Genomic DNA, 22,745 nt, shown 5'->3' with positions numbered 1-22,745 from the left:
GTCGGAGGTAATATTCTCCAGGCAACCGATGAGCATGAACTTAAAGAATACGACTGGGTCAATGGAAGGGTTTCCAGTCTGGCCATAAAGCTGTTTCGTGGCCTTATAGATAAAGGTCAGGTCGAGCGTCTCCTTTAGCCGACGGTAGAAGTTGTGCTTAGGGACGCGGCTGGACAGCTGAAAACAAGTGATTTGCTTTTCGATATATTCTTTTCTGCCTTGCATACCTCAAGATACAGAAAAGGCCACTTAAATCCCTAAGTAGAGTTGTGCAACAGCCACGGGCATTTAAAGAGACTATATAGCAAGGCGATATACGCCGAAACTTATAACCGTTTACAAGTGCGTAGTTCATTCGGACGACACTTTACCCCACTCGACAGGAGCCGCGTGTGGGCCTAATAGGCACTGTTCACAACAGCGGGTTTGCGGCTAGGGCGGCTGACTCAACTAGGTCGGCAATTGTGTTTCTAGTGAGCTTTTACCGCTATATTTGGGCTAACCCAACTCGAAATGCCGCCCCAGCAGCAAGCCCTAATCCGGTAGGGGTCAGGCCAAAACTCGATTCCCTAATTCGTTAAATGATACAAAATGAAATGGCTGACCAATTCCTTTCGATGGCTGACGAGTCTGTTTTTAGTTGTCGCTTTACAAGCTCAGGCCCAGCCTACGCAGACGTATACCTATCCTCCCAGTCAGGTTGTGACGATTCACTCCAAGCTTTTAAACGAAGAGCGCAAGGTGTATGTGCATTGCCCTAAAGCAGACTCCACCGATGGAAACAATCGATTTCCCGTCTTATACGTATTGGACGGGGACAATCATTTTGAATTACTTGCTCAGTATGTCGATTATCTGAGTCGTCCCGATGTGTTGGCTATGCCCAGGATCATCGTCATCGGCATCCCAAATACCAAACGAACCCGAGACCTCACCCCAACCAATAGCCTACTTAACTACGAGGGCAAACCCGATAGTAGTTCGTATCAGGGCAGTGGGGGAAACGAAAAATTTTTACAATTCATTAAGTCAGAATTGATGCCCATGATTGAGAAAACTTACCAAACAGCGCCCTACAAAATTTTGGCCGGGCACTCCTTTGGGGGCATTGCATCGCTTAATTGTCTGTTGACCCATCCTGAAATGTTTGAGGCTTACATTGCGGTAAGCCCATCTCTTTGGTGGGACAAGGAGTATGTATTGAAACTGACCGACGAAAAACTAAAAAACGGTTCAACCTTAAGCAAGATGCTTTTTTACAGTGACGGAAATGAAGGGGGAGCTAATTCGTTCTTTCACAAAAATTTATTACAATTAAACGCAACACTAGCTAAAAAAAAGCTCAAAAGACTGGCTTATCGTTATAAACATTACCCAACCGAAACCCACATGACCGAACCCGTTGTTGCTTATTTCGATGCCTTGCGCTTTATTTTTAAGAACTGGTCAAAGCAGCACTAAAGACAATAGCCGGTGGATAAATGCCCGCACCGCTAAGTTGGTGTTTGCACTATGACGGCTTGAGGTTAATGGCTCAACAGGTGTGCTATTGGTAAACTTTTGTACTGAACTCGGCTGACAGAGTGTCACTACCGCCACCTCGCAAATACCCACTCCGTTGAGTGGGTACCTCATGACCGTTCGATCCTCAATCTTTGAGCGGTCCAGTAATTGGGAGGACCTCACAGGCGGCTTAAACTCCAGTCAAAACTGGCTCACAAAACGGGGTAAGGACAATAGAAGCTACTACCAAAAGCATCCAGGTCTCTCCAGCCAAGATCATCGACCAGAATAAAGAGAACGTTGGGCTTTGCTGGTTTGCTCTTTTCAACTGGTTTAAAAAACCCGGCGGAAAGGAGCAGGACCGCTGCAAGTCCGATAAACACTCCCAGAAAGGTAAGGCGGCTAATACCTGAACTTACGTATTGTTTAAGCATGGCTGATCCAATCAATTATGGCTAACTATCAAGTTGCGAACTTACTCATGTTAAGATCAGTCGGGAATTTGCCTAAGGTCATAGTCCAGGTTTTATCGTTCAATTACGTCAACAAGTGGGCATTTTCGGCTTGTAAGCTTTTCATCTTCTCCAACTCTTTGTTTCTTTTATATAATTCCATGCAACGCAAACCACTTTTATGAGCAAGTGTCAATCGGTTACTATCCAGTAAGTTTATGCCTCTTCCACGCCCAATTTCCTGAATCACCTCTACCCATTGATCAATATATCGGTTATCAATATCATTGGCTTTAAACGCTTTTGCTGGTGTACATAGGTAAATCGTTTACGTAGACGTGAGCCGCTAATAAGCGTAGTAATAAAGAATAACTTAATCGTCAGAGATATAATTTTTGGTAATGATATACCCTCTTTTTTAGGTGTATCTAGCCATTTTTGCCCATTCCCTTGCTTGCCATATCTACTAAAAAGCAACTTTACACCCTTATTCTAGTTGGTACGCTATACATTAATCTAATCAGTTAACATACTTAATGGCTTTTTCACTTTTTGACCGGCGTGGTTTTCTATTCGGTACCAGCGCAATGATTACTGCGACACTACTAGACAGCTGCCTGGCAGACCCCAGCGATCCAACTCCGGCACCGGGTGGTGGCACTACGCCCCCCGGTAGTACCACCACGGCTCCGGGTAGTACAACTACTGCCCCTGGTAGTGGAACAACAACCGCTCCCGGCAGCACAACCTCGGTCCCGGTCAGTAGCAAGGGCGTTATTGCCGCCTGGGGCGATAGCCTGACCGAAGGCGGACAGGGTGGTGGTACTCCGTACCCGCAGCAACTGTCTACCCTGCTGGGAAGAACGGTCAATAATTATGGTATTGATGGGCAGAAAGCAGAACAGATAGTTGGCCGTCAGGGAGCCAGCACCGTTACGCTCAGTGTGGAGGGCAATGCCTTTAAGGGAACAGCCCCCGTTAAGGTCACCGCGATTTCTATTCCTATACTGTATACCACCGGTACCGATACCCGAATGGTTACCGGTACGGTAGCCGGAGTACCGGTGACCATGACCCGAACCGCCAGTGGCGACGGTGCCAATCGGGTTGAAACCTATACACTAACCCCTAAGGCGGCATCAACCACCAGCGTTCCCGCCAATTCTGTTTTTACCCCCGACGATGCCGTTGCCAGCAAAGGCTCCGTTCAGATACTCTGGATGGGTCGGAACGATGTGCCCGCCCTATCCGGTGTTCCTGCCCTGATTGATAAGGCTATAGGATACATTGATGCGCCCGCACGCTTTCTGGTGATTGGCGTACCTTTCTCGTTGAAAGAGCCTAAATCAACGGCTAATTATAAACTTATCGAGAGTTTCAATGCCGACCTGGCTGCGCGGTACCTTGGCAACTATGTGTCCATCATGCCACCTACCGATGCCGAAATGGCGGCTGTTGGCTATTCACCCACCGGAGAGGATCGGACGTACATTACCAATGGTCAGTTCCCCATTGGGTTGCACAGGGATGATATACATTTCAGAACGCAGGGCTACCAGATTATTGTTAACCGGATAGCTGCTAAACTGAAAGAGAAAGGCTGGTAAGCGACTTAATATAAGAAGCAATCATGAACGCGCAGGTGCCCCGTAGCAGGTTGATCGGGTCGCTTTCTTTGCCAGGGTAGTAAGTAACACTGAATCAGTACCAAACTACCCGCTATGCCGGTAGCTACCCACTTTTTCGACCAAAACCCATATCTTTGCGGCTGATTAACGCTTCCATGGACGCTACGTTTGCCAACGACATTTTTCGCGAGAGTATTCAGGCCTATCACCAGACCGACCAGGTAGATACACCCCTGCGCAACCCGTATTCCCCCAACGGCATCGCCTTTCTGCTGTACCAGAAAAACTGGATCGACACGGTGCAGTGGCATCTCGAAGACCTCATCCGCAGTCCGGCTATCCGCCCCGACGAACTGGTCGCCATCAAACGCCGGATTGACCAGTCGAACCAGGACCGGACTGATACCGTGGAGCAAATAGACGGTTGGTTTGCTGATTTATTTTATGGCATCATCCCCAAACCGGCCGCCCGCATGAATTCCGAAACACCGGCTTGGCTCCTCGACCGGATGTCGATTCTGCAACTCAAACTCTACCACTTCCGGGAGCAGGTCGACCGGGAGGCTGTCTCGAACGAACACCGCCAAAAAGCGCAGCACAAGCTGGCCGTATTGACGGAGCAGGAACAGGATTTAGCCCGCTGCTTCGACGAACTGATGGACGATATCCGCAACGGCGACCGATACATGAAGGTGTACCGGCAGATGAAAATGTACAACGACCCTACCCTGAACCCGGTCCTGTACGGAACCGAAACCAAAGCCTGATGGAGCCGACCAGAAATCAGGTCCTCCTTCTCCGTTTTTCGGCCATGGGCGACGTAGCGCTGCTGGCTCCCATTGTGCAGGCATTTACCCAACGCTATCCCGATGTGTCCATCACGCTGGTTACGCGGCCAAAATTTGCCGTATTTTTTAGTGGTTTCCCTAACGTACATATCATTGAGGCCGACTTCGACGGGCGACATAAAGGGTTCGGCGGCCTGGTTCGATTATTTGGGGAGTTACGGCAACTGGCGTCGGTTGGGGTGGTGGTAGATACCCACCAAAATCTGCGGTCGGGCGTGTTGAAAGGGTTATTTCGGCTCATCGGCGTACCTTCCGTTACTATCGACAAAGGCAGGGACGAAAAAAAAGCCCTGACCCGAAAAGAAAACAAAGTACGGCGGCCATTGCTCCACAGCGTGGAGCGATACGCTAAAACGTTCGACCGGGCGGGATTTGCGCTCCAGCCCACCCGCCCCTTTCAGTTTCCGCCGTTTCCATCCGCCGACTCCGAACTGGCTTCTTTTTTTCATCGGCACGCTGTACCCGATAAACCCCGGCCCTGGCTCGGCATCGCCCCGTTTGCCCAGCATGCCCAGAAGATGTGGCCCTTCGACCGGTTCGCTCCGTTGCTGGCAAATCTGTTCGCAGGCCCGCCATTAACCGTTTTTCTATTTGGCGGGGGACCGGCAGAGATAGCCCAACTGGAAACCCTGCGGCAGCACTTTCCACAGGTGGTACTGGTGGCGGGTCAGCTGTCAATGGCGGCTGAGTTAGCCCTTATGCGCCAGCTCAATGGGATGCTGTGCATGGATTCGGGCAATATGCACCTGGCCGCTTTGAGCGGAGTGCCCGTATTATCCATCTGGGGCGCTACTCACCCCGACGCGGGTTTCGGTCCATGGGGACAGGGAGAAGAAGCCATTCTACAAATCCCAACCGATGTACTAACCTGTCGTCCCTGCTCCGTTTTTGGCAATAAACCATGCTGGCGTGGGGATTTAGCCTGTTTGAACGACATTTCCGTGGATATCGTAGCAGCACGGGTGAGACAATTGCTTTTCTCACCCCCGATTAAAATCGGAGTCTGACAAAATTATCAGGCATCTATTAATCGTTTATCGCCCAAACCGTCAAAAAAAAGAGGATGTTTGTAAGTGGTTTACGGTTTGAGGTTTAAAGTTTTTGCCGGGCCGCCGGTGCGATTGGCTGACGCACGAGAATATAAACGCGTCAGCCAACAGAAAACGTCAAACCATAAACCGTAAACCGACTACCATCCCCACGTGTCCACCGATACTCACCATCAAATTGCGCTGACGCTCGTTCCCGGCGTGGGCAGCATCCTCATCCGGCAACTCATCAGCTACTGCGGCTCGGCCCCCGACGTATTCCGGTCTCCGTTAGCGCGGCTCATGAAGGTCCCCGGCATTGGTGAAGTAACCGCCCGCGCTATCCTCAAACCGGGTGTGCTGACCGAAGCGGAACAGGTGATGAACCGGGTGGAAAGAATGGGAGCACTCGCCCTGTTTTATACTGACAAGGCGTACCCCGCCCGATTGAAAGCCCTGTACGATGCCCCCGCCCTGTTATATTACCAGGGTGCGAGCGATTTGAATGCCCTGCGCACCATCGGGATTGTGGGCACCCGGCAAGCCACCGACTACGGGCGACGCATCACGGCCGAAATTATCGACGCCATAGCCCCCTACGGCGTCAGCGTGATCAGTGGACTGGCCTATGGGATTGACATTGCCGCCCACCGCAGCAGCCTGACAGCCGGTTTACCCACCATTGGCGTGATGGCTAGTGGCCTGGATGTAATCTACCCGAACGTACATAAAAAGACCGCGCAGGACATGCTAGCAACGGGTGGCCTGCTCTCCGAAAGTCGACCCGGCACCAAGCCCGATGCCCATCTGTTTCCCGCCCGTAACCGGATTATTGCGGGCCTGAGCGATGTGGTGGTGGTGGTAGAAGCCGCCACCAAAGGCGGAGCACTCATTACCGCCGAATACGCCAACAACTACCACCGGGAGGTTTTTGCCGTGCCCGGTCAGTTGACACAGACGTTCTCGGCGGGGTGCAACAAACTGATCCGGGAAAACAAAGCGCAGATTTATACCAGCCCCAGAGACATTATCGAAACCCTCAACTGGGACCAGATGGCGCGGGGACTCAACGAACAGACGTTACGGCAGCCCTCCCTGCCACCCCTGCCGGTGGATATAACGGACGAAGAAAGTCAGGTAATGGCCCTGTTGCGCCAGTCGGCGGATGTCCATATAGACGCGTTGAGCTGGACCAGTCAAATCCCGATGGGCCGACTGGCCTCCCTCCTGCTCAGCCTGGAATTCCGGGGATTTGTGCGCTCGCTGCCCGGCAAGAAATACGCCGTCGTGTACGTGTGACGAAACCGACGATTTTGTATACGATTTTCAAGGTCGCTTTCAGTAACACAACCCATTCACTGGTAGTAAAATAGCAGGTTCAAAAAAAATATCAGCCACTCGTTTATTGACCGAAAACGGCGGGTTGAGTAAAAGAGAGTCTGTACGATTACAAGCAGGTAAGTCCTGTCAGGAAATAATGAAGCCAGCGGCTAGTCCGGGTTCCTGAAGTTACTGGGAGAAACCCCTTTTTCTTCTGAAAACACCCGGCTGAAGTAGCCGGGACTGTCGAAGCCCACCGCGTCGGCAATTTCGGCAATGCTCAACGTTGAATGCAGCAGCAGTGCTTCGGCTTTCTGCAGGCGAAGCGCCCGCAGGTAAGGAATTATGGACATACCAGTCAGGGCCATTGACTTGCGATACAACGAGTTCCGACTCATGCCCATCAACTGACAAATCAGGGTGGTATCAAGGGCAACGTTCTCCAGATGACGTTCCAGCGTATGGCGCAGTTTCACCACAAACTGGTCTTCCCGTGCATCGGCCCCGTCAGCAGCAATCGGAATGGACTGCGGATTGCCCAGCGCCCGCTGGCTATAATAGCGCTGAAGCCGCCGTCGGCTCTGGAGCAGATTCCCCAGTATGAGCAGCAGCTCTTCCCGCTGAAAAGGCTTGACCAGGTACGCATCGCCCCCCCGCCGTAAGCCGGTCAGGCGGTCGTCCATCGTAGCTCGGGCCGTGAGTAGTACAATAGGAATATGGCTGGTTCGTTCGTCGCTCTTCAGGATGTCGCAGAGTTCAAATCCGTCTTTGCCGGGCATCATTACATCACTCACAATCAGGTCTGGAATGATGGCAAAGGCCTGGTCCATGCCAATTTGCCCGTTCTTAGCCCGTATAACCTGGTACTCCTCCCGCAGGCAGCTCTGGATGTAGGTGGCGGCATCGTCGTTATCTTCTACCAGCAACAGTATGGGGCCATCAGGCACTTCCTCTGGCCCAACTTCGAGACTGTCCCCCAACTCGCTCATCTCATAGGCAGCTAGTGTAGATTTGGGAAGCATGTCATTAGCCAGGGGTGCCTGCCGGGTCAGGGGTAGACGAACCACGAATTCAGCACCCGGACCGGGTCGGTTGCGAACGGCCAGACCACCCTGCATCAAGCTAACCAATTCCCGAACCAGCGAGAGGCCAATGCCGGTACCACTACTGGCCGATTCGGAGACGTTAGATCCGGCCTGGAGGGTCCCGGCCTGACGTGGCCCGGCCAATCCAGGCGGGACCTGATAAAAGCGGTCAAAGATTCTGGTCAGGCTGGCTGGATCAATGCCGGGTCCAGTATCGCTGACGGTAATTTGAATCCACGGATCATCCAGATGCTGGGTTGGCGTAAGTGCCTCGTAATAGCCCGCTTGGGTAAGCGGTTGCCAATGGGGTTGACTAATTACCTCACACCGCACCTCCCCCTCCGACGGGGTAAACTTGAGTGCATTTCCCAGCAGGTTAGCCACGATGTCCTGTAGTTTGTCCGGGTTGAAGTCGGCTTCACAGACCTCATCCTCAGCGGCTATGATCAGGCGTACCCTCTTCGCCCGGCCTATGGCATGAAACGATTCACCCACGAAACGGATAAAGCGGATCAGGTCAGTCCGCACCAGTTCGAGCGGCATTTCGCCGGCCTCCAACCGGGAGATGTCCAGGATCTGATTGATAAGCCGCAACAGATTACGGCCGCTGCGTCCAATCAGGTTGGCCGACTGCCGCAACTGGGGATCTCCCTGCCGGTGGAGGTTGTCGGCCATGCCCAGAATTACCGTCAGGGGCGTACGGAACTCATGGGAGATATTGGCGAAAAAACGGGATTTGGTCTCGTCGAGCTGTTGCAGATCCTGAGCCTGCCGGGCAATGGTCTGGGTGGCCTCATTGATCTGATTTTGCAGCCGGATTTGTGCCTGCTCGTATCGCCGGTCCCGCCACCGGCCCCAGGCCCAAACCCCGCCCAGCAGCAAAAACACCAGGGGTAAGGCAAACCAGCCGTGCAGATAAAACGGCCGCAGCACCCGCACCCCAATGGATAGCGTGGCCGACGACCGGCGACCATCGGCGGCCTGCCCCCGGATCAGCAGGGTATGGTCGCCGTAGGGCAGGTTGCCCAGCCGCAATGAGGACTCCGTCTGGTAGCGCCAGGTGTTGTCCACCCCTTTAAACTGGTAGGCATAGGTGTTTTTCTGGGCATCGGTGTAGTTGAGCAGTGCGAAGTCGAGGATACTGCTCCGGTCGTCGGGCAGCAGCGTGATCTGATTCGTCTTAACCAATTCCTCGGTCTTATCAACCAGCCTGTTGCGGTCGGCCTCGAACTGGCGAAAGGAAACAATCCGCAGGGGCAGGGCGGGCAGCGGGGGTTCGGCTTCGAAATCACGCGGGTCGAAGGCGGTTACGCCGTTCAGGCCACCGAAATACAACCGCCCCTGCTTATCCTGGTAGTGCGCGATGCGGTTGAACTCGTTGTGGGTGATGCCCTCCTGCACCGTGTAGGTCCGGGTGGTGAGCCGGACCGGATCGAACTGCATGATGCCGTTGTCACTGCTGAGCCAGAGGTGACCCCGCCGGTCGGCATATACCGCGTAAATATTATCGTTGTTCAACCCGTCTGCCCGCTTGAATGTACGGTAGCGGTTTTGGGTACGATCCCAGCGCACCAGACCGGCATTGGCCGTAGCCAGCCAGAAGAGTCCGCCCGCGTCCTGGTAAAAATGCTGATAGCTGTCGGCAGGTAGCTTGAAAGCACCCCGACCACCCCGCCAGTAGCGGGCCGTGACACCTCGTTGGGGGTCGACGGTGTAGAGGCCCGTGGTGGCGCAAAGCCAGATCGTACCCTGCCGGTCGGTGCCAATGTGCAGGACGTGGGCCTGGGCTAATTCGGGAAACTGGTTATAGCCCCGGAAGGGGGTTACCTGGTTGGCGGCCGGGTCAACCAGCCACAGGCCGGGATCGCCACCAGCCAGCAACCGGTGGGGGCTGGCCAAAAAGGGGTGAATAGTCCACACCGCACCCTGGCCGGGTATGGGCATCACGCTGGTTTTAGTGGTTCGGTAATCATAAGCGACCAGGTTATAGTCCTCGCACAAATAAATCTTACCCTCCAGATTACCACTCAAACTATGGAATGATCGCTGCTGGCGAAGCAGCTGTCGGGCTGCCCCCCCCGAACGCGTACTAGCGAAGAGGCCCACATCATTCTCCAGATTCGTGTAAAGCGTATCGCCCACAGCGGTAATGCCCCGAACGGCGGGTTGTTTTCCGGTGCCAGCTTCATAGAACAGCCGCTGAAAATAGTTCTGGCTGATCCGGATCTGGTAGAGGCCAAAGCTGGTACCAAACCAAAAGCTCCCGTTTCGGTCACGAAAGAAACTCCGGTTGTCAATCCGGCCGCTGGCCAGTTGATCGCTGATATCGAGGGCAACGCTATTGGCCGTATCACGTAACTGGTAGCCATTCCAAACCAGTCCGCTCCGGTCGAAGGAATAGACAAGTCGTCGTTGCAGTTTCGCCGGTTTAATTATGTCATTGGATTGGTGCTGACGATGACCCGCCCCGTCGATTTTATACAGTGGGCCTGTCGTAGGGTGCTGTGCGTCTGGTACAGTCGTGTAAAAGAATTCTGTATCGGCATGGCGCTGGCCCAGGCAGACATAAATAGTTTCTGAGTGGTTGAAGGTTTGCAGCACACGCCCATCCGTCGTTAATTCCACTAGCTGACTGCCATTAGCAATGGCCCAAATGGTGTTTCGGCTGGTAACGGCCGCCAGCGCAAGGGTCGTGTACCGGGGTAGTGGCACCGTCTTTAAACCTGACTTAGGGTGGTATACGTTCAGTTTGGCGGGCTGATAATCAATGAAGAAGATCGTTCCATCCTGACCATTCAGCAGAATATTCGGCCATACCGGGGGGTGGTTTTGTCGGGGCTGGTTGAAGCGTTTCTCGAAGGAGGTGGCTACGCCCGTTACCGGGTTAAAGAGGCTGATGGCTGATTTACTACCGGGCCCCATAAGCCATAGCAACCCATCGGCATCCTGCGCGATGGATTGAATGTCATCAAAGTCAAGCCCGTTTTTTTCCCGGGTATAGGTCGTGAACGTAGCCCCGTCGAAGCGGTTGAGTCCAAACTTGGTGCCGAACCACATAAAGTCCCGGCGGTCCTGGAAAATGGCGTTCACTTCGCGGTGCGCCAGCCCCTGCTCGGGTCCATACCGCTGCACGGAAGCCGTAATGTGCTGTGCCCCGGCCAGTGAGCATAAACCGAACAGGAAGAATAAGGCCTGAATCAGGACTTTCAACTGGAAGAAGGTGAGGTAATGCTTTTCGGGACCGGGTTGCCCGTTACGAATAGCAGCGCATAGTAAGGCGAAAGCGAGAGCGGTTATGGGTGTTGAAGCTGCCTGATCCACTCGTGTATTTCTGATACTGGGTGTAAATTTAATTTACAGTAACCGTAACCGATAGACTTTGTTTGTTAAATGCCTCGACGACCGCTGTTGTATAGCCATTTGTAATCGTCACGTTGCCGGTGCTTCCTGCTGGTGGCTGGTTCAGCAACTCCGCTGGCCAGGTCCAGCTCCCGGTTTGAGCCGCCCGCCCCCTTCCCGGTTGCCCGGCCCCATGCGCATCGAGGCTTCACCGGGCACCAGCAGGATTGACTGCCAGTACTCCCGCGCCTGCCGCCGGTATCAGCAACCACGGGCCCCGATAAAGTAGACTAATGATCCATTTTTTTTCAGTTTATGGTATCAGTGCAACAAATGTGCATCTATTTGGGCGAAATCTGCACATCCATCGCCTATTCTTCCGCTAAACTTGCAGAGGCTTTAAGGGTCAGAAACTACCCACCTTTTATCCTCCCTTCTTCGGGTAAGTTCTTGCCATCAAATGCCTTGGACTCTTCCTCTTTTTTGACCCCGAACCGCCCCTGGCAATAGGAACGATCGCCTGTTTCCGGGGGCAGTAAGGGGATGGGTGGAAGGCCTAACCCTGGTCGGTTATCGGAGACGGTACCCCGAGCAGGTCAGTACAGATTGCTTTATCTAACCCAATTAATAATGCGATGAAAAGAACACTACTATGCCTGTTTGGCAGTTTGGCCCTGACCTCCGGTGCCCTGGCCCAGCGGCTCAGCCCGAGCGTACTGGCCGTCGGAGGTGGCTCCGCCCGAACGGCCAGCATGACCCTCGACTGGACCCTTGGTGAAACCGTTGTCGGAACGGAGCGCGTAGCCGGGCACCTGTACACGCAGGGCTTCCACCAGCCCCAGCTTCAGGTCACGGAGCTGCAGAGCCTGACCACCCTGGATGCCGACTACCGGTTTACGGTAGCCCCTAACCCGGTAACCGCCTGGCTCACCATTGCCATCGTCACGCCCGAAGCGACGCCGATACACCTGTCTCTGACCGACCTCACGGGCCGTCGCTACAACCTGCCGGTGGTACCCGCCAATACGGCCTCCACCCAGGTTGACATGACGGCTTACCCGGCGGGTACCTACCTGCTGCGCCTTACCAAAGATGGGGAGCGCGCGCTTAAAACCTATAAAATTATCAAAGCTCAATAACTAATCTTTTTTAACCCAGACAACAATGAACTATCGTGTACAAACCTCGGTGCTTTTCCGCGCCTTCCTCTTTTTATTCGTTGTAACCCTTGGCTCACTCGCCCAGGCCCAGCAGGTGCCGCAGGGCATGAAATACCAGGCCGTAGCCCGTAGCCTATCAGGTGAAGTGTTACCTAACCAGCCCGTCACCCTTAAAATAAGCCTGAAGAGCAATGGGAGCGGTCTACAGAAGACGCACTATAGCGAGACGCACACCGTAACCACCAACGCCCTGGGCCTGTTCGACCTGACGATTGGCAGCGGTAAAGCCGGGATGAACACCTTTACCAGTGTACCCTGGAGCAGCGAAGATATCTGGATGGAAATTGCCATTCAGGACGGCGGCAAGAGTGGCTTTACCACCATCAGCAGCAGCCGCCTGCTGGCCGTTCCCTATGCCTTCCACGCCATGACGGCCAATGAATTAGCCGGCAACCCCAAGGCACGGGTAGCGGCTGGAGGACCAACGGATGGCGTACCTAGTAACGTTTGGTCGACATTCGGCAATACCAAAACTGACCCTTCTACCGACCGGATGGGCACGATGGATTATGCGGACCTGATTTTTGTGACCAACAAGATAGAACGGCTCAGAATAACGAAAGATGGCGACATTAACTTAGCCAACAGCCTGAGTGTGGGCAAGGATGTGTCGGTTGGCAATGACCTGAATGTCCGAAATAATGTAAATCTGAATACAAACGGAACCGGGGCTACCATAAACAACGGCTCCTTTAAGGTTGCCAACCAAAAACCGACTACGCTGACGGGAACACTCACGGTAGATGGCGCCACCAGCCTGAACAATAGCCTTACCGTAAACAATATGGCAGCTACGCGGCTGACGGGGACGCTGCTGGTGGAGAAAGACGGGACGTTTAAACAGAAAGTAGTGCTGGATAACGCCCAACTGGGGTCGACCAGTACAACCACAGGCGCACTGGTCGTGGCGGGGGGTGTAGGCATCGGTCAAAACCTCAACGTGGGAGGAGCAACCCAGTTGAACAACACGCTAAGTGTAGCTGGGGCTACTACTCTCAACAACAACTTCACGGTAGGAGCACCGTCAGCCCTGAACGGTCAGGTAACCATCACGGCTGACATGCCCGGCACCGATCAGGATAACTACAGTAACTATCCACTGCGCATCCAGGGAAATGATCAGGGCATAGCCGTCAAATTAACGGCCTCTACGCCCCTGCCGGGCAATAATTTCATTACCTTTTTTAACAGCAATGGGGTAGCTAAAGGCCGCATTGAAGGCTCCAGTGGTATTGCGCAGGGCTTGCGGGCCGCCGTTATCAGTCTTATTGGTACACCCGATATTGATGCTGCATTTGGGGCTTCCACGGATAAAAACGCGCCTGCCGACCAAAGCATACCGGGCTCGGCAGCTGATTTTTTCACCTCCGATTATGCCTTTGGCGCTTACCAGCAAACACTTGACCTAGTGGCTGACATTATCCGCCTGATTGTAAATATTGCCGGAGCCTCAGGAGCCTGCATTACCGGCGATTGTGACGATGTGATCTGGAGTGCCGTCGACGTAGCGGTAGGGGCATTGCAACTGGGCGGTTACGTAGCTTATAACGAATTGCAAACAGGGGTGGCTTTTGAATCAGGTGGAGCCGATTATGCCGAGTGGCTGCTGAAGGCCAACCCAAAAGAAACGTTCGTGTTTGGCGAAGTGGTAGGTATTAAAGGTGGGGTATTCTCTAAGACCTTTACCGAAGCCGAGAAATTCATGGTGATTTCCAGCGCTCCGGCTATTATTGGCGGGATGCCCGATAAGAAAAAACTTCCCCTATACGAAAAGATTGCCTTTATGGGCCAGGTACCCGTAAAAGTGCTGGGCCGGGTGCGGAAAGGAAATTATCTTCTGCCTTCCGGCAAAGGCGATGGCATGGCGATGGCCGTTGATCCGATCAATATGAGCGCACTCGACTACCGCCGGGTAATTGGCGTTGCCTGGGCCGACTCTGACCCTAAAAAAGCGTTCAATTACATCAACACTGCTGTTGGCCTAAACACAAATGATCTGGCAAATACCGTTGATCAAATGCAGACGGTAATCAATACCATGCAACTGGCCCTGCAGAAAGCGGTTCCCGACTACAAACCCGCCCTGTTCGCTACCAGTGGCAAAACACAAGCAACCGGATCTACAGGCTATTCGACAGCACCGTCGATGCGCGAGGTCATTAAGAACGATATTGCGAAAAGTGGCTATACGAACATTCAGGAGGCTATGCAGGAGGTAAAGCAGTACATGGGCGCACAGGGCGTTGATCTGAAGCAGTACCCCTATATGACCGAACTGCTGGACAACCCAACACCCGAAGTAGCAAAAAAGGCGCAGGATCATTACATGAATGTGCTAGTTAAGGCACAAGCGCTGCTGGCTCAACAGCAGAAGTCATCAGCCGTGTCCCGGTAATGGGTAGCGACTGCTTACAGGCGTAAAACGAGCTGACTAATGAAGTCCGTTTATGGTAACAGATGCGGTTAATGCTGGCTGCATCTATTACCATAAATGGACTTTTTTCGCGTTACCCTTTCTCGAAAACTGGTCGTATGCTCTGATTAAGTTGGACAGTTATTAAAAAGTTGGCGATGCGGCTTCTTCTGTGAATCGGACCTTTTCTTGAACGGTTTCAGCAGTGACCCCCCTGAAAAGCATTGACACGTCCAATAATCCCCGCCGATAGGTGGTGCGGACTACGTGGCTGATTGATTCCGGCTCTCTGTTTTAATCGGTCGCTCCACGTCTTTAGACACCCGCCCCTGAACAGTAGTAAGCCTCGCCGAGTAGTGTTATTGTTGACTGACTCTGAGACCGCCCTTGGTGCCAGTGCCAGCAAGTGCGGACAGTTCTCCTCAACAAAAAGAACTAATTACTTATTTTTTTTCACTTTTTGGCCACTATGCAACAAATATGCACCTATTTGGGTAAAATATGCACATGGGTCTAACGGCCCTGGGCTAATTTGCACCAGCATTCGGGACCGGAAAGCCCTCGCTTTTGTCCCTGATTGGGGAGGGCAGTCCGGTGTTGAATGGTTTCGAATCATCCTCTTTTTTACGTTAACGATTGTGCATGCTTTACTTGTTTGTACCGGTTATGGTGAGTCGTAAAACCTGGCCACCCTGGATGCCGGATGCGGTTTACGGTCGTTGCCATTCGATCCAACCCTGCCCCTTATTGTCCTCCTCACCTCTTTTTGGATCTCCCGATACTGAGCCCTCAGCATCAAGCGGATGAGGGGGCCATGTCCACCCCAGTAACAACCCACGTTACTGTTTTTTCTGAGTAAACCATTATTCAACGAATCATCTCTATGAGGCTTCCTTTACCGTTCTTTTTTCATTTTCTAATGCGGGCCGTTAGTCTGTTGGCGCTTCTGCTGGGTGCCAGCCTGCTGACGCAGGGCCAAACGATTCGCTACGTCAAACCTGCTGCTACAGGCACAGGCAACGGCAGTAGCTGGGCCAACGCCAGTGGCAATTTGCAGGCCACCATCAACGCCAGCAGTGCCAACGATCAGGTATGGGTGGCGGCTGGCACCTACCTACCCGGTGGCAATGCTAATACTGACCGCACGATCAGTTTTGCCATGAAGGCTGATGTCACTATTTACGGGGGGTTTGTAGGCAATGAAACGACCCTAAGTGCCCGACCGGCCCTCAACCCCGTAACGAATGACCCCAGCAGTACAACCCTTTCCGGTGATATTGGTGAGGTAGGTGATCAAACTGATAACAGCTTCCACGTCATCAAAAATCCCGCCGGGTTAACCACTACGGCGGTGCTGGATGGCTTTGTCATTACGGGTGGCAATGCCAGCGAAACCGGTAGTCAACAGAATATTGGCGGGGGAATGCTTAATGTTGCCAATGGTAATTCCGGGAATCAGGCCAGTAGTCCCTTGATACGCAACTGTTTGTTTGAGGCTAATTCGGCTACCTCCGGCGGAGCCATGTACAACGATGCGAATACTGGTACTGGCAATGGTAGCAATGGTAGCCCTACATTAACCAATTGCGTCTTTCAGGCTAACACCGCTTCCAGCAACGGCGGGGCCATTTACAACAATGGGTATAATCCGAACGGCACCAGTCCCACACTGACCAACTGTACCTTTCAGGCCAATACCGCTTCCAGCAACGGCGGGGCCATCTACAACGATGGGTATGACCGGGCCAATAGCAGCCCCACGTTCACTAGCTGCTTTTTTCAGAATAACCGTGCTATTTCCGGCGGGGCCATCTACAACGATGGTAGTTCCAATGGGGGTAACAGTAACCCTAGGCTGACTAACTGTTCGTTTCAGACCAACCGTGCGTCGAGTAAGGGCGGGGCCATCTACAACTATGGTACTAAGGGGGGCACTAGTAGTCCCACGCTGATCAACTGTTCCTTTCGGGCTAATTCGGCTACCTCCGGCGGTGGCATGTACAACGATGCCAGTGAAGGGTTTCGCAGCGGCTTCGCCATCCCCAGCAGCAATCCTAAGCTGACCAACTGTTACTTTCAGGCCAATACCGCTTCCAGCAATGGCGGGGCCATCTACAACCTTAGCACTTTTGAGGGTACTATCACAGTGGCGCTGACCAACTGTACCTTTCAGGCCAATTCGGCTCCTCAAGGGGGCGCGATATATGGTTACGGCTATGGCAACGGTTATGTTGCTACTTCCACCCTGACCAATTGTGTACTATTTGGTAATGGAGGAGGTAACACGTTTTATAATGCTTTTACTACTATCTCAGCCACGTATAGTTTGCTTGATGACTCCGTGACGGGCTATTCGGGTAGCACAGGTAATGTCAAAGTAACGGTATCACCCTTTGCCAGCCCCACCGAACCGGCTCTTATCGGCTGTGGATCTGCTGGCATCAACGCGGGGCTGAACTCGGCTACTGGTTTAGCGGGTATTACCACTGATCTGAAGGGTAATCCCCGTATCGCCGAGGGGCAGGTTGATATGGGGGCGGTCGAATTCCAGGGTCCCGCGGCCATCGCGGCACAGCCTGTATCAGGGTCAGCGGTGTGCGCGGGCAGCAGCGTGTCAGTAGCGGTGGGTGTTACGGGCACTGTCATAAACTACCAGTGGTACAAAAACGGTTCGCCCGTTAGTGGGCAAAGCACCGCTACGTTACTTTTGCCAGGAGCCACCACTACAGATGCAGGTACGTACTCGTTAGTCATTACCGGGAGCTGTAACAGCCTTACAAGTAATGCCTTTACCTTAGTCGTCAATCCCATACAGGCCCGTCTGTATGTGAAGGCCGGGGCCAGTGGTGCCAATACGGGTCTGAGCTGGGCTGATGCTTTCCCTGATCTGCAATCGGCTCTTAATTACCCTTGTTTGGGAAGTGGGTCCGGAACGCCAACCGCTGAAATTTGGGTAGCCGCCGGGGTGTATAAACCGACATCCACCACTAACCGTAGCCTCAGCTTTGCTATGAGGAACGGGGTGACTATCTATGGGGGCTTTGTGGGCAACGAAACTATCCTGAGCCAACGGGTGCTGAGTAACCCTTTGTCTACTACACTCAGTGGCGATATTGGTACCCTAGGCAACAACGCCGACAACAGTTACCACGTCTTAAACAACCCTACCGGTTTAACCAACTCGGCGGTGCTGGATGGCTTCCTCATTACGGGCGGTAATGCCAATAGCAGCACTTTGCCCGACAATGGGGGCGGGGGGATGCTTAACAACGGCAATGGAGCCAGCAATAACTGTAGTCCGCTGATTCGCAATTGTCTGTTTCAAAACAATACGGCCGCCAGCGGGGGCGGGGCCATCTACAACGCGGGTTATACGAACGGCAACAGTAACCCCAGCCTGATTAACTGCGCCTTTCAGAGCAACAGTGCCGGTAGTCAGGGTGGGGCCATCTACAACGATGGTAGTATAGGCGGCAACAGTAACGCCAGCCTGACCAACTGTTCGTTTCAGGCCAATTCGGCTCCCTCCGGTGGGGTGATGTACAATATTGGGTATCAGGGCAGCAGCCACCCCAATCTGACCAACTGTGTGGTGTGGGGGAACGGAGGGAGCAGCACCTTTTCCAACGGGCCCAACGCTTTTATCACTACCAGTTACAGCCTGTTCGAGTCCTCAGTGACGGGCTATAACGGTGGGACAGGTAACCTGGCCACGGCCACTTCACCTTTTGCCAGCGCCACTGCTACCCTGTTGAGGTGTGGCTCGGTAGCCATTGACGCGGGCGACCCGGCCACCACCAGCGCTACCGTTGGCAGTATCGACCTGGCCGGCAATAATCGCTTCTACGCTGGTGGCCGCATCGATATGGGGGCTTACGAAACTCAAGCCGCTCCCTCTATCGCCATACCCAGTGTGAGTACGGCGACGGTGGGCGTGTCCTTTAGCCAGTCCTTTACCGCTTCGGGCGGCACTAGCCCCTATAGTTACAGTCTGGCCAGCGGCAGTCTGCCGACGGGTCTGGGTCTGGCTAATACGGGCGTGGTGTCGGGCACACCCACCCAGCTTGGCAGCTTCACCCTGACGGTGATGGGTCGGGATGCCGTCGGCTGTTCGGGGGTAAGTACGGCCTACGTCCTGACGGTAGTGAATGCCAATCCAACGCTAACCGGCTTGGCAGTTAGTCCAGGGGCGGTTTGCGTGGGACGTGTGGCAACCTTCACGGCGACGGTGGGCAACCTCACCGGCAGCTACAACTACACGCTCACCAATGGACTCAGTACTTCCCTGACGGGCAGTGCCAGCGGCAGCCCGTTTAGCCAGTCGGTAACCGCTAGCGGCACGGGCACCCAGAACTTTACGCTGACGGTGAGTGCCAATGGTCAATCTGCATCTAGCGCAAAGACCCTGACAGTAAACCCCTTGCCGGTGGCCAGCCTGACCAACAACGGTCCGCTAAGCTGTGCTCAGTCCAGCGTGACGCTGACGGCGGGTGGGGGCAGCTCCTACACCTTCGCCAGTGGCAGCGGGGTAGTGGGCACACCGGGTCCGATCACTACGGTGGTGGTCAGCAGTAGTGGCATCTATTCGGTGACGGTGGCCAATGCCAGCGGCTGCGTGAGCACCACTAGTACGGTTGTCACCGCCGATCAGGCGATTCCTTCGATCAGCATCAGCCCCAGCAGTGCGACGCTCACCTGCGCCAATCCGGTGGTGAGTCTATCGGCCATCAGCAGTGGCTCGGTGCGTTGGAGCACAGGGCAAAACACGCCTGTCATCTCGGTAAGTGTGGCTGGGCCTTACTCGGTCACGGCGATGGGCAGCAATGGCTGTTCCTCCGTAGCCAGCGTGAGTATAAGTCAAGATAACACAGTCCCCGTGGTCAGCCTGGTGAGCAGTGGCACCATAAGCTGTGCGGTGACGAGCGTGACCCTGACGGCCAATCCTAACGGATTAAGTTATGCTTTTTCGGGGCCGGGCGTGGTGAGTCAGAATGGGAATAAGGCGGTAGTGAACCTGGCGGGTACCTATTCGGTAACGATGAGCAACGGGAACAATGGCTGTTCGGCCATAGCGTCCACTAGCGTAAGTCAGGATAATACCCAGCCCACGGCCAGGCTGACCAACAACGGACCCTTATCCTGTACGATGACCACCGTCACCCTAACCGCAAGTGGTGGCACTAGTTACCGCTTTAGTAGCGGAGCCAATCAGATCAGCAGTGGTCCGACGGCCACGGTGAGCAGTGCAGGGTTGTACTCAGTGACGGTGGTTGGAAGCAATGGCTGTTCCGCCGTAGCTAGTGTGAGTGTGAGCCAAGATAACACCGCTCCGGTGGCGAGCCTGGTGAGCAGCGGCACGCTGAGTTGTTCAGTGACCAGCGTGACACTGACAGCCAGTCCTGGCGGATTAAGCTATGTATTTAGTGCAGGTGCTGCTCAAATCAGTACGAGCAATCAGGCCGTGGTAAGCCTGGCGGGTCTTTACTCAGTGACCGTCCTTTCAGGTAACAGCTGTTCGGCTACGGCCAGCATCACCGTGCAAAGCAACACCGCTACGGTGACCATCACCGCCCCCAGCGTGAGCACAGCAACGGTAGGGGTAGCCTTCAGCCAGTCGTTCATCGCTTCGGGCGGTACGGCCCCTTACAGCTACAGCCTGGCTAGCGGCAGTCTGCCTACGGGTCTGAACCTGACCGCTGCAGGCGTGCTGTCGGGTACACCCACCCAAAGCGGCAGCTTCACCATCACCGTGCGGAGTCGGGACGCCAACACTTGCTCAGGGGTAAGTACGGCCTACGTCCTAACGGTAATGGATGTCGCGACGCTAACCGGCTTGGCCGCCACGCCAGGAGCGGTCTGCGTGGGCAGTTCCGTTAGCTTCACGGCGACGGTGGGCAACCTCACCGGCGGCTACAGCTACACCCTCACCAACGGCCTGACGGCTCCCCTGACGGGCACGGCCACCACCCCTACCTTCAGCCAGTCGATGACGGCTGCGGGTACGGGCACCCAGAACTTTACCCTCACGGTGAGCGCCAATGGCCAGTCCGCATCCAGCGAAACGACCCTGACGGTCAACCCCTTGCCGGTGGCCAGCCTGACCAGCAACGGTCCCTTGACCTGTTCAACTACCAGCGTAACGCTGACGGCTACGGGCGGGGCCACCTACCGCTTCAGTGGGGGAGCCACGCAGATCGGCTCCACCAATCAGGCTCTGGTGAGCACATCAGGCCCTTACTCGGTAACGGTCACCTCGGCCAGCGGCTGTACGGCGGTGGCTCAAACCACCGTGACGGGTGATCAGATCGCCCCCGAAGCCAGTCTGACCGAGAACGGTCCACTCACTTGTTCGCAGACCACCGTCACCCTGACGGCCGGGGGCGGAGTGGCGTACGCCTTCAGCCCCGGGGCCACCCCCGTGGACGGTGGCAACACGGCCACCGTCAACACGGCGGGCACCTATTCGGTCACAGTCGTAACCGCCAGCGGCTGTACGGGCGTGGCCAGCGTGAGCGTGAGTCAGGACAACACCAAACCGGTGGCCACCCTGTCGGCCAGTCCGTCCACCACGCTGAGTTGTACCCAAACCCAGGTGACCCTGTTCGCGGGGGGCGGGGACCGGTACGTGTTCGCGGGTCCGGGCATCGTGAGTCAGGAAGGCAGCCAGGCCCTGGTCANCAACGGCACCACTGCCGTTTCGGGCAGCAGCGCCAACCCGGCCTTTAGCCAATTGGTCACGGCCAGCGGCACGAGCACCCAGACCTTCACTCTGACGGTGAGTGCCAGTAACCAGTCCGCATCCGGCGAAACACTCTTAACCGTGAACCCCCTGCCGGTGGCAACGATTACCGCCAGTCCGTCCACTACCCTAACCTGTAGCCAAACCCAGGTGACCCTGTTCGCGGGGGGCGGGGACCGGTACGTGTTCGCGGGTCCGGGCATCGTGAGTCAGGAAGGCAGCCAGGCCCTGGTCAACATGGCCGGGGTCTACTCGGTGACGGTGACCAACAGCAGCACGGGCTGTTTCTCGGTCACGGCCATCACCATTGACCAGAACAACTCGGTGCCCCAGGCCAGCCTGACCAGCAGCGGGCTGATTACCTGCGCCACGAGCAGCGTGACGCTGACGGCCAGTCCCAATGGATTGAGCTATGCCTTCGCAGGGCCGGGCGTGGTAAGTCAGAGTGGCAATCAGGCCATCGTGAATGCATCGGGTACCTACTCGGTAACGGTGAGCAACGGGGCAAACGGCTGTTCGGCCGTGGCCCAGACCACTGTCACCAGCGATCAATCCGTGCCCGAGGTAAGCCTGACCAACAATGGTCCTTTGAGTTGCACCATGAGAACAGTCACCCTGACAGCCAGTCCCCAGGGGCAATCCTACCGCTTCAGTGCGGGGGCCACTCAGGTAGGCAGCGGCAATACAGCCACCCTCAACACGGTGGGCACTTACTCGGTGACGGTGACGTCGGGTAATGGTTGCTCGGCGGTGGCCCAGACCACCGTCACCGGCGATCAAACCGCGCCCTCCGTCAGCATCACGGCCAATCCCAGCCTGACCATCAACCAGGGGCAGTCCGCTACCCTGACGGCATCGGGCGGGGCCGGCCAACCGGCCGTCACTTACGCCTGGAGCAACGGGGCCAACACCCCCGCCATCGTCGTCAGCACCGCCGGACCCTACTCGGTCACCGGCACCAGTGCCAACGGCTGCACCGGCACGGCCTCTGTCACCCTGATGGTCAATCCGGTGGTGACCGCTCCCTTTGCCATCACCGCCGTTACCACTGTGAACTGCACACCCATCCTGCCCAACCGGTTCAGTGTCAGCTTCAACCCCCGTTACAGCGGCCTGAACGGCTCGCCCGTGAGCTTCTCGGTCACTAACGAGTTATTACCCACTACCGAT

General features: G+C 54.9%; 12 protein-coding genes. 9 read left to right on the top strand and 3 right to left on the bottom strand.

The features are described from left to right. The coding region (locus tag B156_RS31040; RefSeq protein WP_018622142.1) for a transposase at positions 1–225 on the bottom strand (225 nt) is incomplete at its 3' end. 366 nt (positions 226–591) lie between these two features. Between B156_RS31040 and B156_RS30490 the strand changes: the two genes are divergently transcribed. Then, on the top strand, positions 592–1,461 hold the full coding sequence (locus tag B156_RS30490; protein ID WP_018622141.1) for an alpha/beta hydrolase: 870 nt from the start codon (positions 592–594) through the stop codon (positions 1,459–1,461). A 254-nt stretch (positions 1,462–1,715) separates the two neighbouring features. Here the strand turns inward: B156_RS30490 and B156_RS0122935 are convergent, their stop codons facing one another. Beyond that, a complete protein-coding gene (locus tag B156_RS0122935) occupies positions 1,716–1,937 on the bottom strand; it encodes a hypothetical protein (protein ID WP_018622140.1) in 222 nt (73 codons plus the stop codon). Positions 1,938–2,491: 554 nt separating this feature from the next. On the opposite strand from B156_RS0122935, the gene B156_RS0122930 reads away from it, so the two are divergent. The 4 genes from B156_RS0122930 (at position 2,492) to dprA (ending at position 6,758) form a co-directional block, all read left to right on the top strand. Further along, positions 2,492–3,562, top strand: coding sequence for an SGNH/GDSL hydrolase family protein (locus tag B156_RS0122930; protein WP_018622139.1), 1,071 nt, complete (start codon positions 2,492–2,494; stop codon positions 3,560–3,562). Between the two features lie 155 nt (positions 3,563–3,717). Next, entirely contained in the window at positions 3,718–4,350 is a 633-nt protein-coding gene (locus B156_RS0122925) for a DUF4254 domain-containing protein (RefSeq protein WP_245563804.1), read from the top strand. After that, positions 4,350–5,438 carry a glycosyltransferase family 9 protein gene (locus B156_RS0122920; protein ID WP_018622137.1) on the top strand — a complete coding sequence of 363 codons (1,089 nt, stop codon included), beginning with the start codon at positions 4,350–4,352 and terminating at the stop codon, positions 5,436–5,438. Before B156_RS0122925 ends, B156_RS0122920 begins: the two co-directional genes overlap by 1 nt. Before the next feature lie 195 nt (positions 5,439–5,633). Beyond that, on the top strand, positions 5,634–6,758 hold the full coding sequence (gene dprA / locus B156_RS0122915) for a DNA-processing protein DprA (RefSeq protein ID WP_018622136.1): 1,125 nt from the start codon (positions 5,634–5,636) through the stop codon (positions 6,756–6,758). A gap of 191 nt (positions 6,759–6,949) precedes the next feature. Here dprA and B156_RS0122910 read toward each other — a convergent pair whose 3' ends face one another. Continuing rightward, entirely contained in the window at positions 6,950–11,185 is a 4,236-nt protein-coding gene (locus B156_RS0122910) for a hybrid sensor histidine kinase/response regulator transcription factor (RefSeq protein ID WP_018622135.1), read from the bottom strand. A gap of 58 nt (positions 11,186–11,243) precedes the next feature. Between B156_RS0122910 and B156_RS31560 the strand changes: the two genes are divergently transcribed. The 4 genes from B156_RS31560 to B156_RS32285 form a co-directional block, all read left to right on the top strand. After that, entirely contained in the window at positions 11,244–11,492 is a 249-nt protein-coding gene (locus B156_RS31560) for a hypothetical protein (RefSeq protein WP_157627149.1), read from the top strand. A 346-nt stretch (positions 11,493–11,838) separates the two neighbouring features. After that, on the top strand, positions 11,839–12,342 hold the full coding sequence (locus B156_RS0122905) for a T9SS type A sorting domain-containing protein (protein ID WP_018622134.1): 504 nt from the start codon (positions 11,839–11,841) through the stop codon (positions 12,340–12,342). Between the two features lie 25 nt (positions 12,343–12,367). Next, a complete protein-coding gene (locus B156_RS0122900; protein ID WP_018622133.1) occupies positions 12,368–14,818 on the top strand; it encodes a hypothetical protein in 2,451 nt (816 codons plus the stop codon). A gap of 901 nt (positions 14,819–15,719) precedes the next feature. Beyond that, positions 15,720–22,745: beta strand repeat-containing protein (locus B156_RS32285; protein ID WP_026260994.1), on the top strand; the 7,026-nt coding region annotated here is incomplete at its 3' end.

Source organism: Spirosoma luteum DSM 19990 (assembly GCF_000374065.1).
Taxonomy (GTDB): domain Bacteria; phylum Bacteroidota; class Bacteroidia; order Cytophagales; family Spirosomataceae; genus Spirosoma; species Spirosoma luteum.
This window is presented reverse-complemented; position numbering and strand designations above follow the sequence as displayed.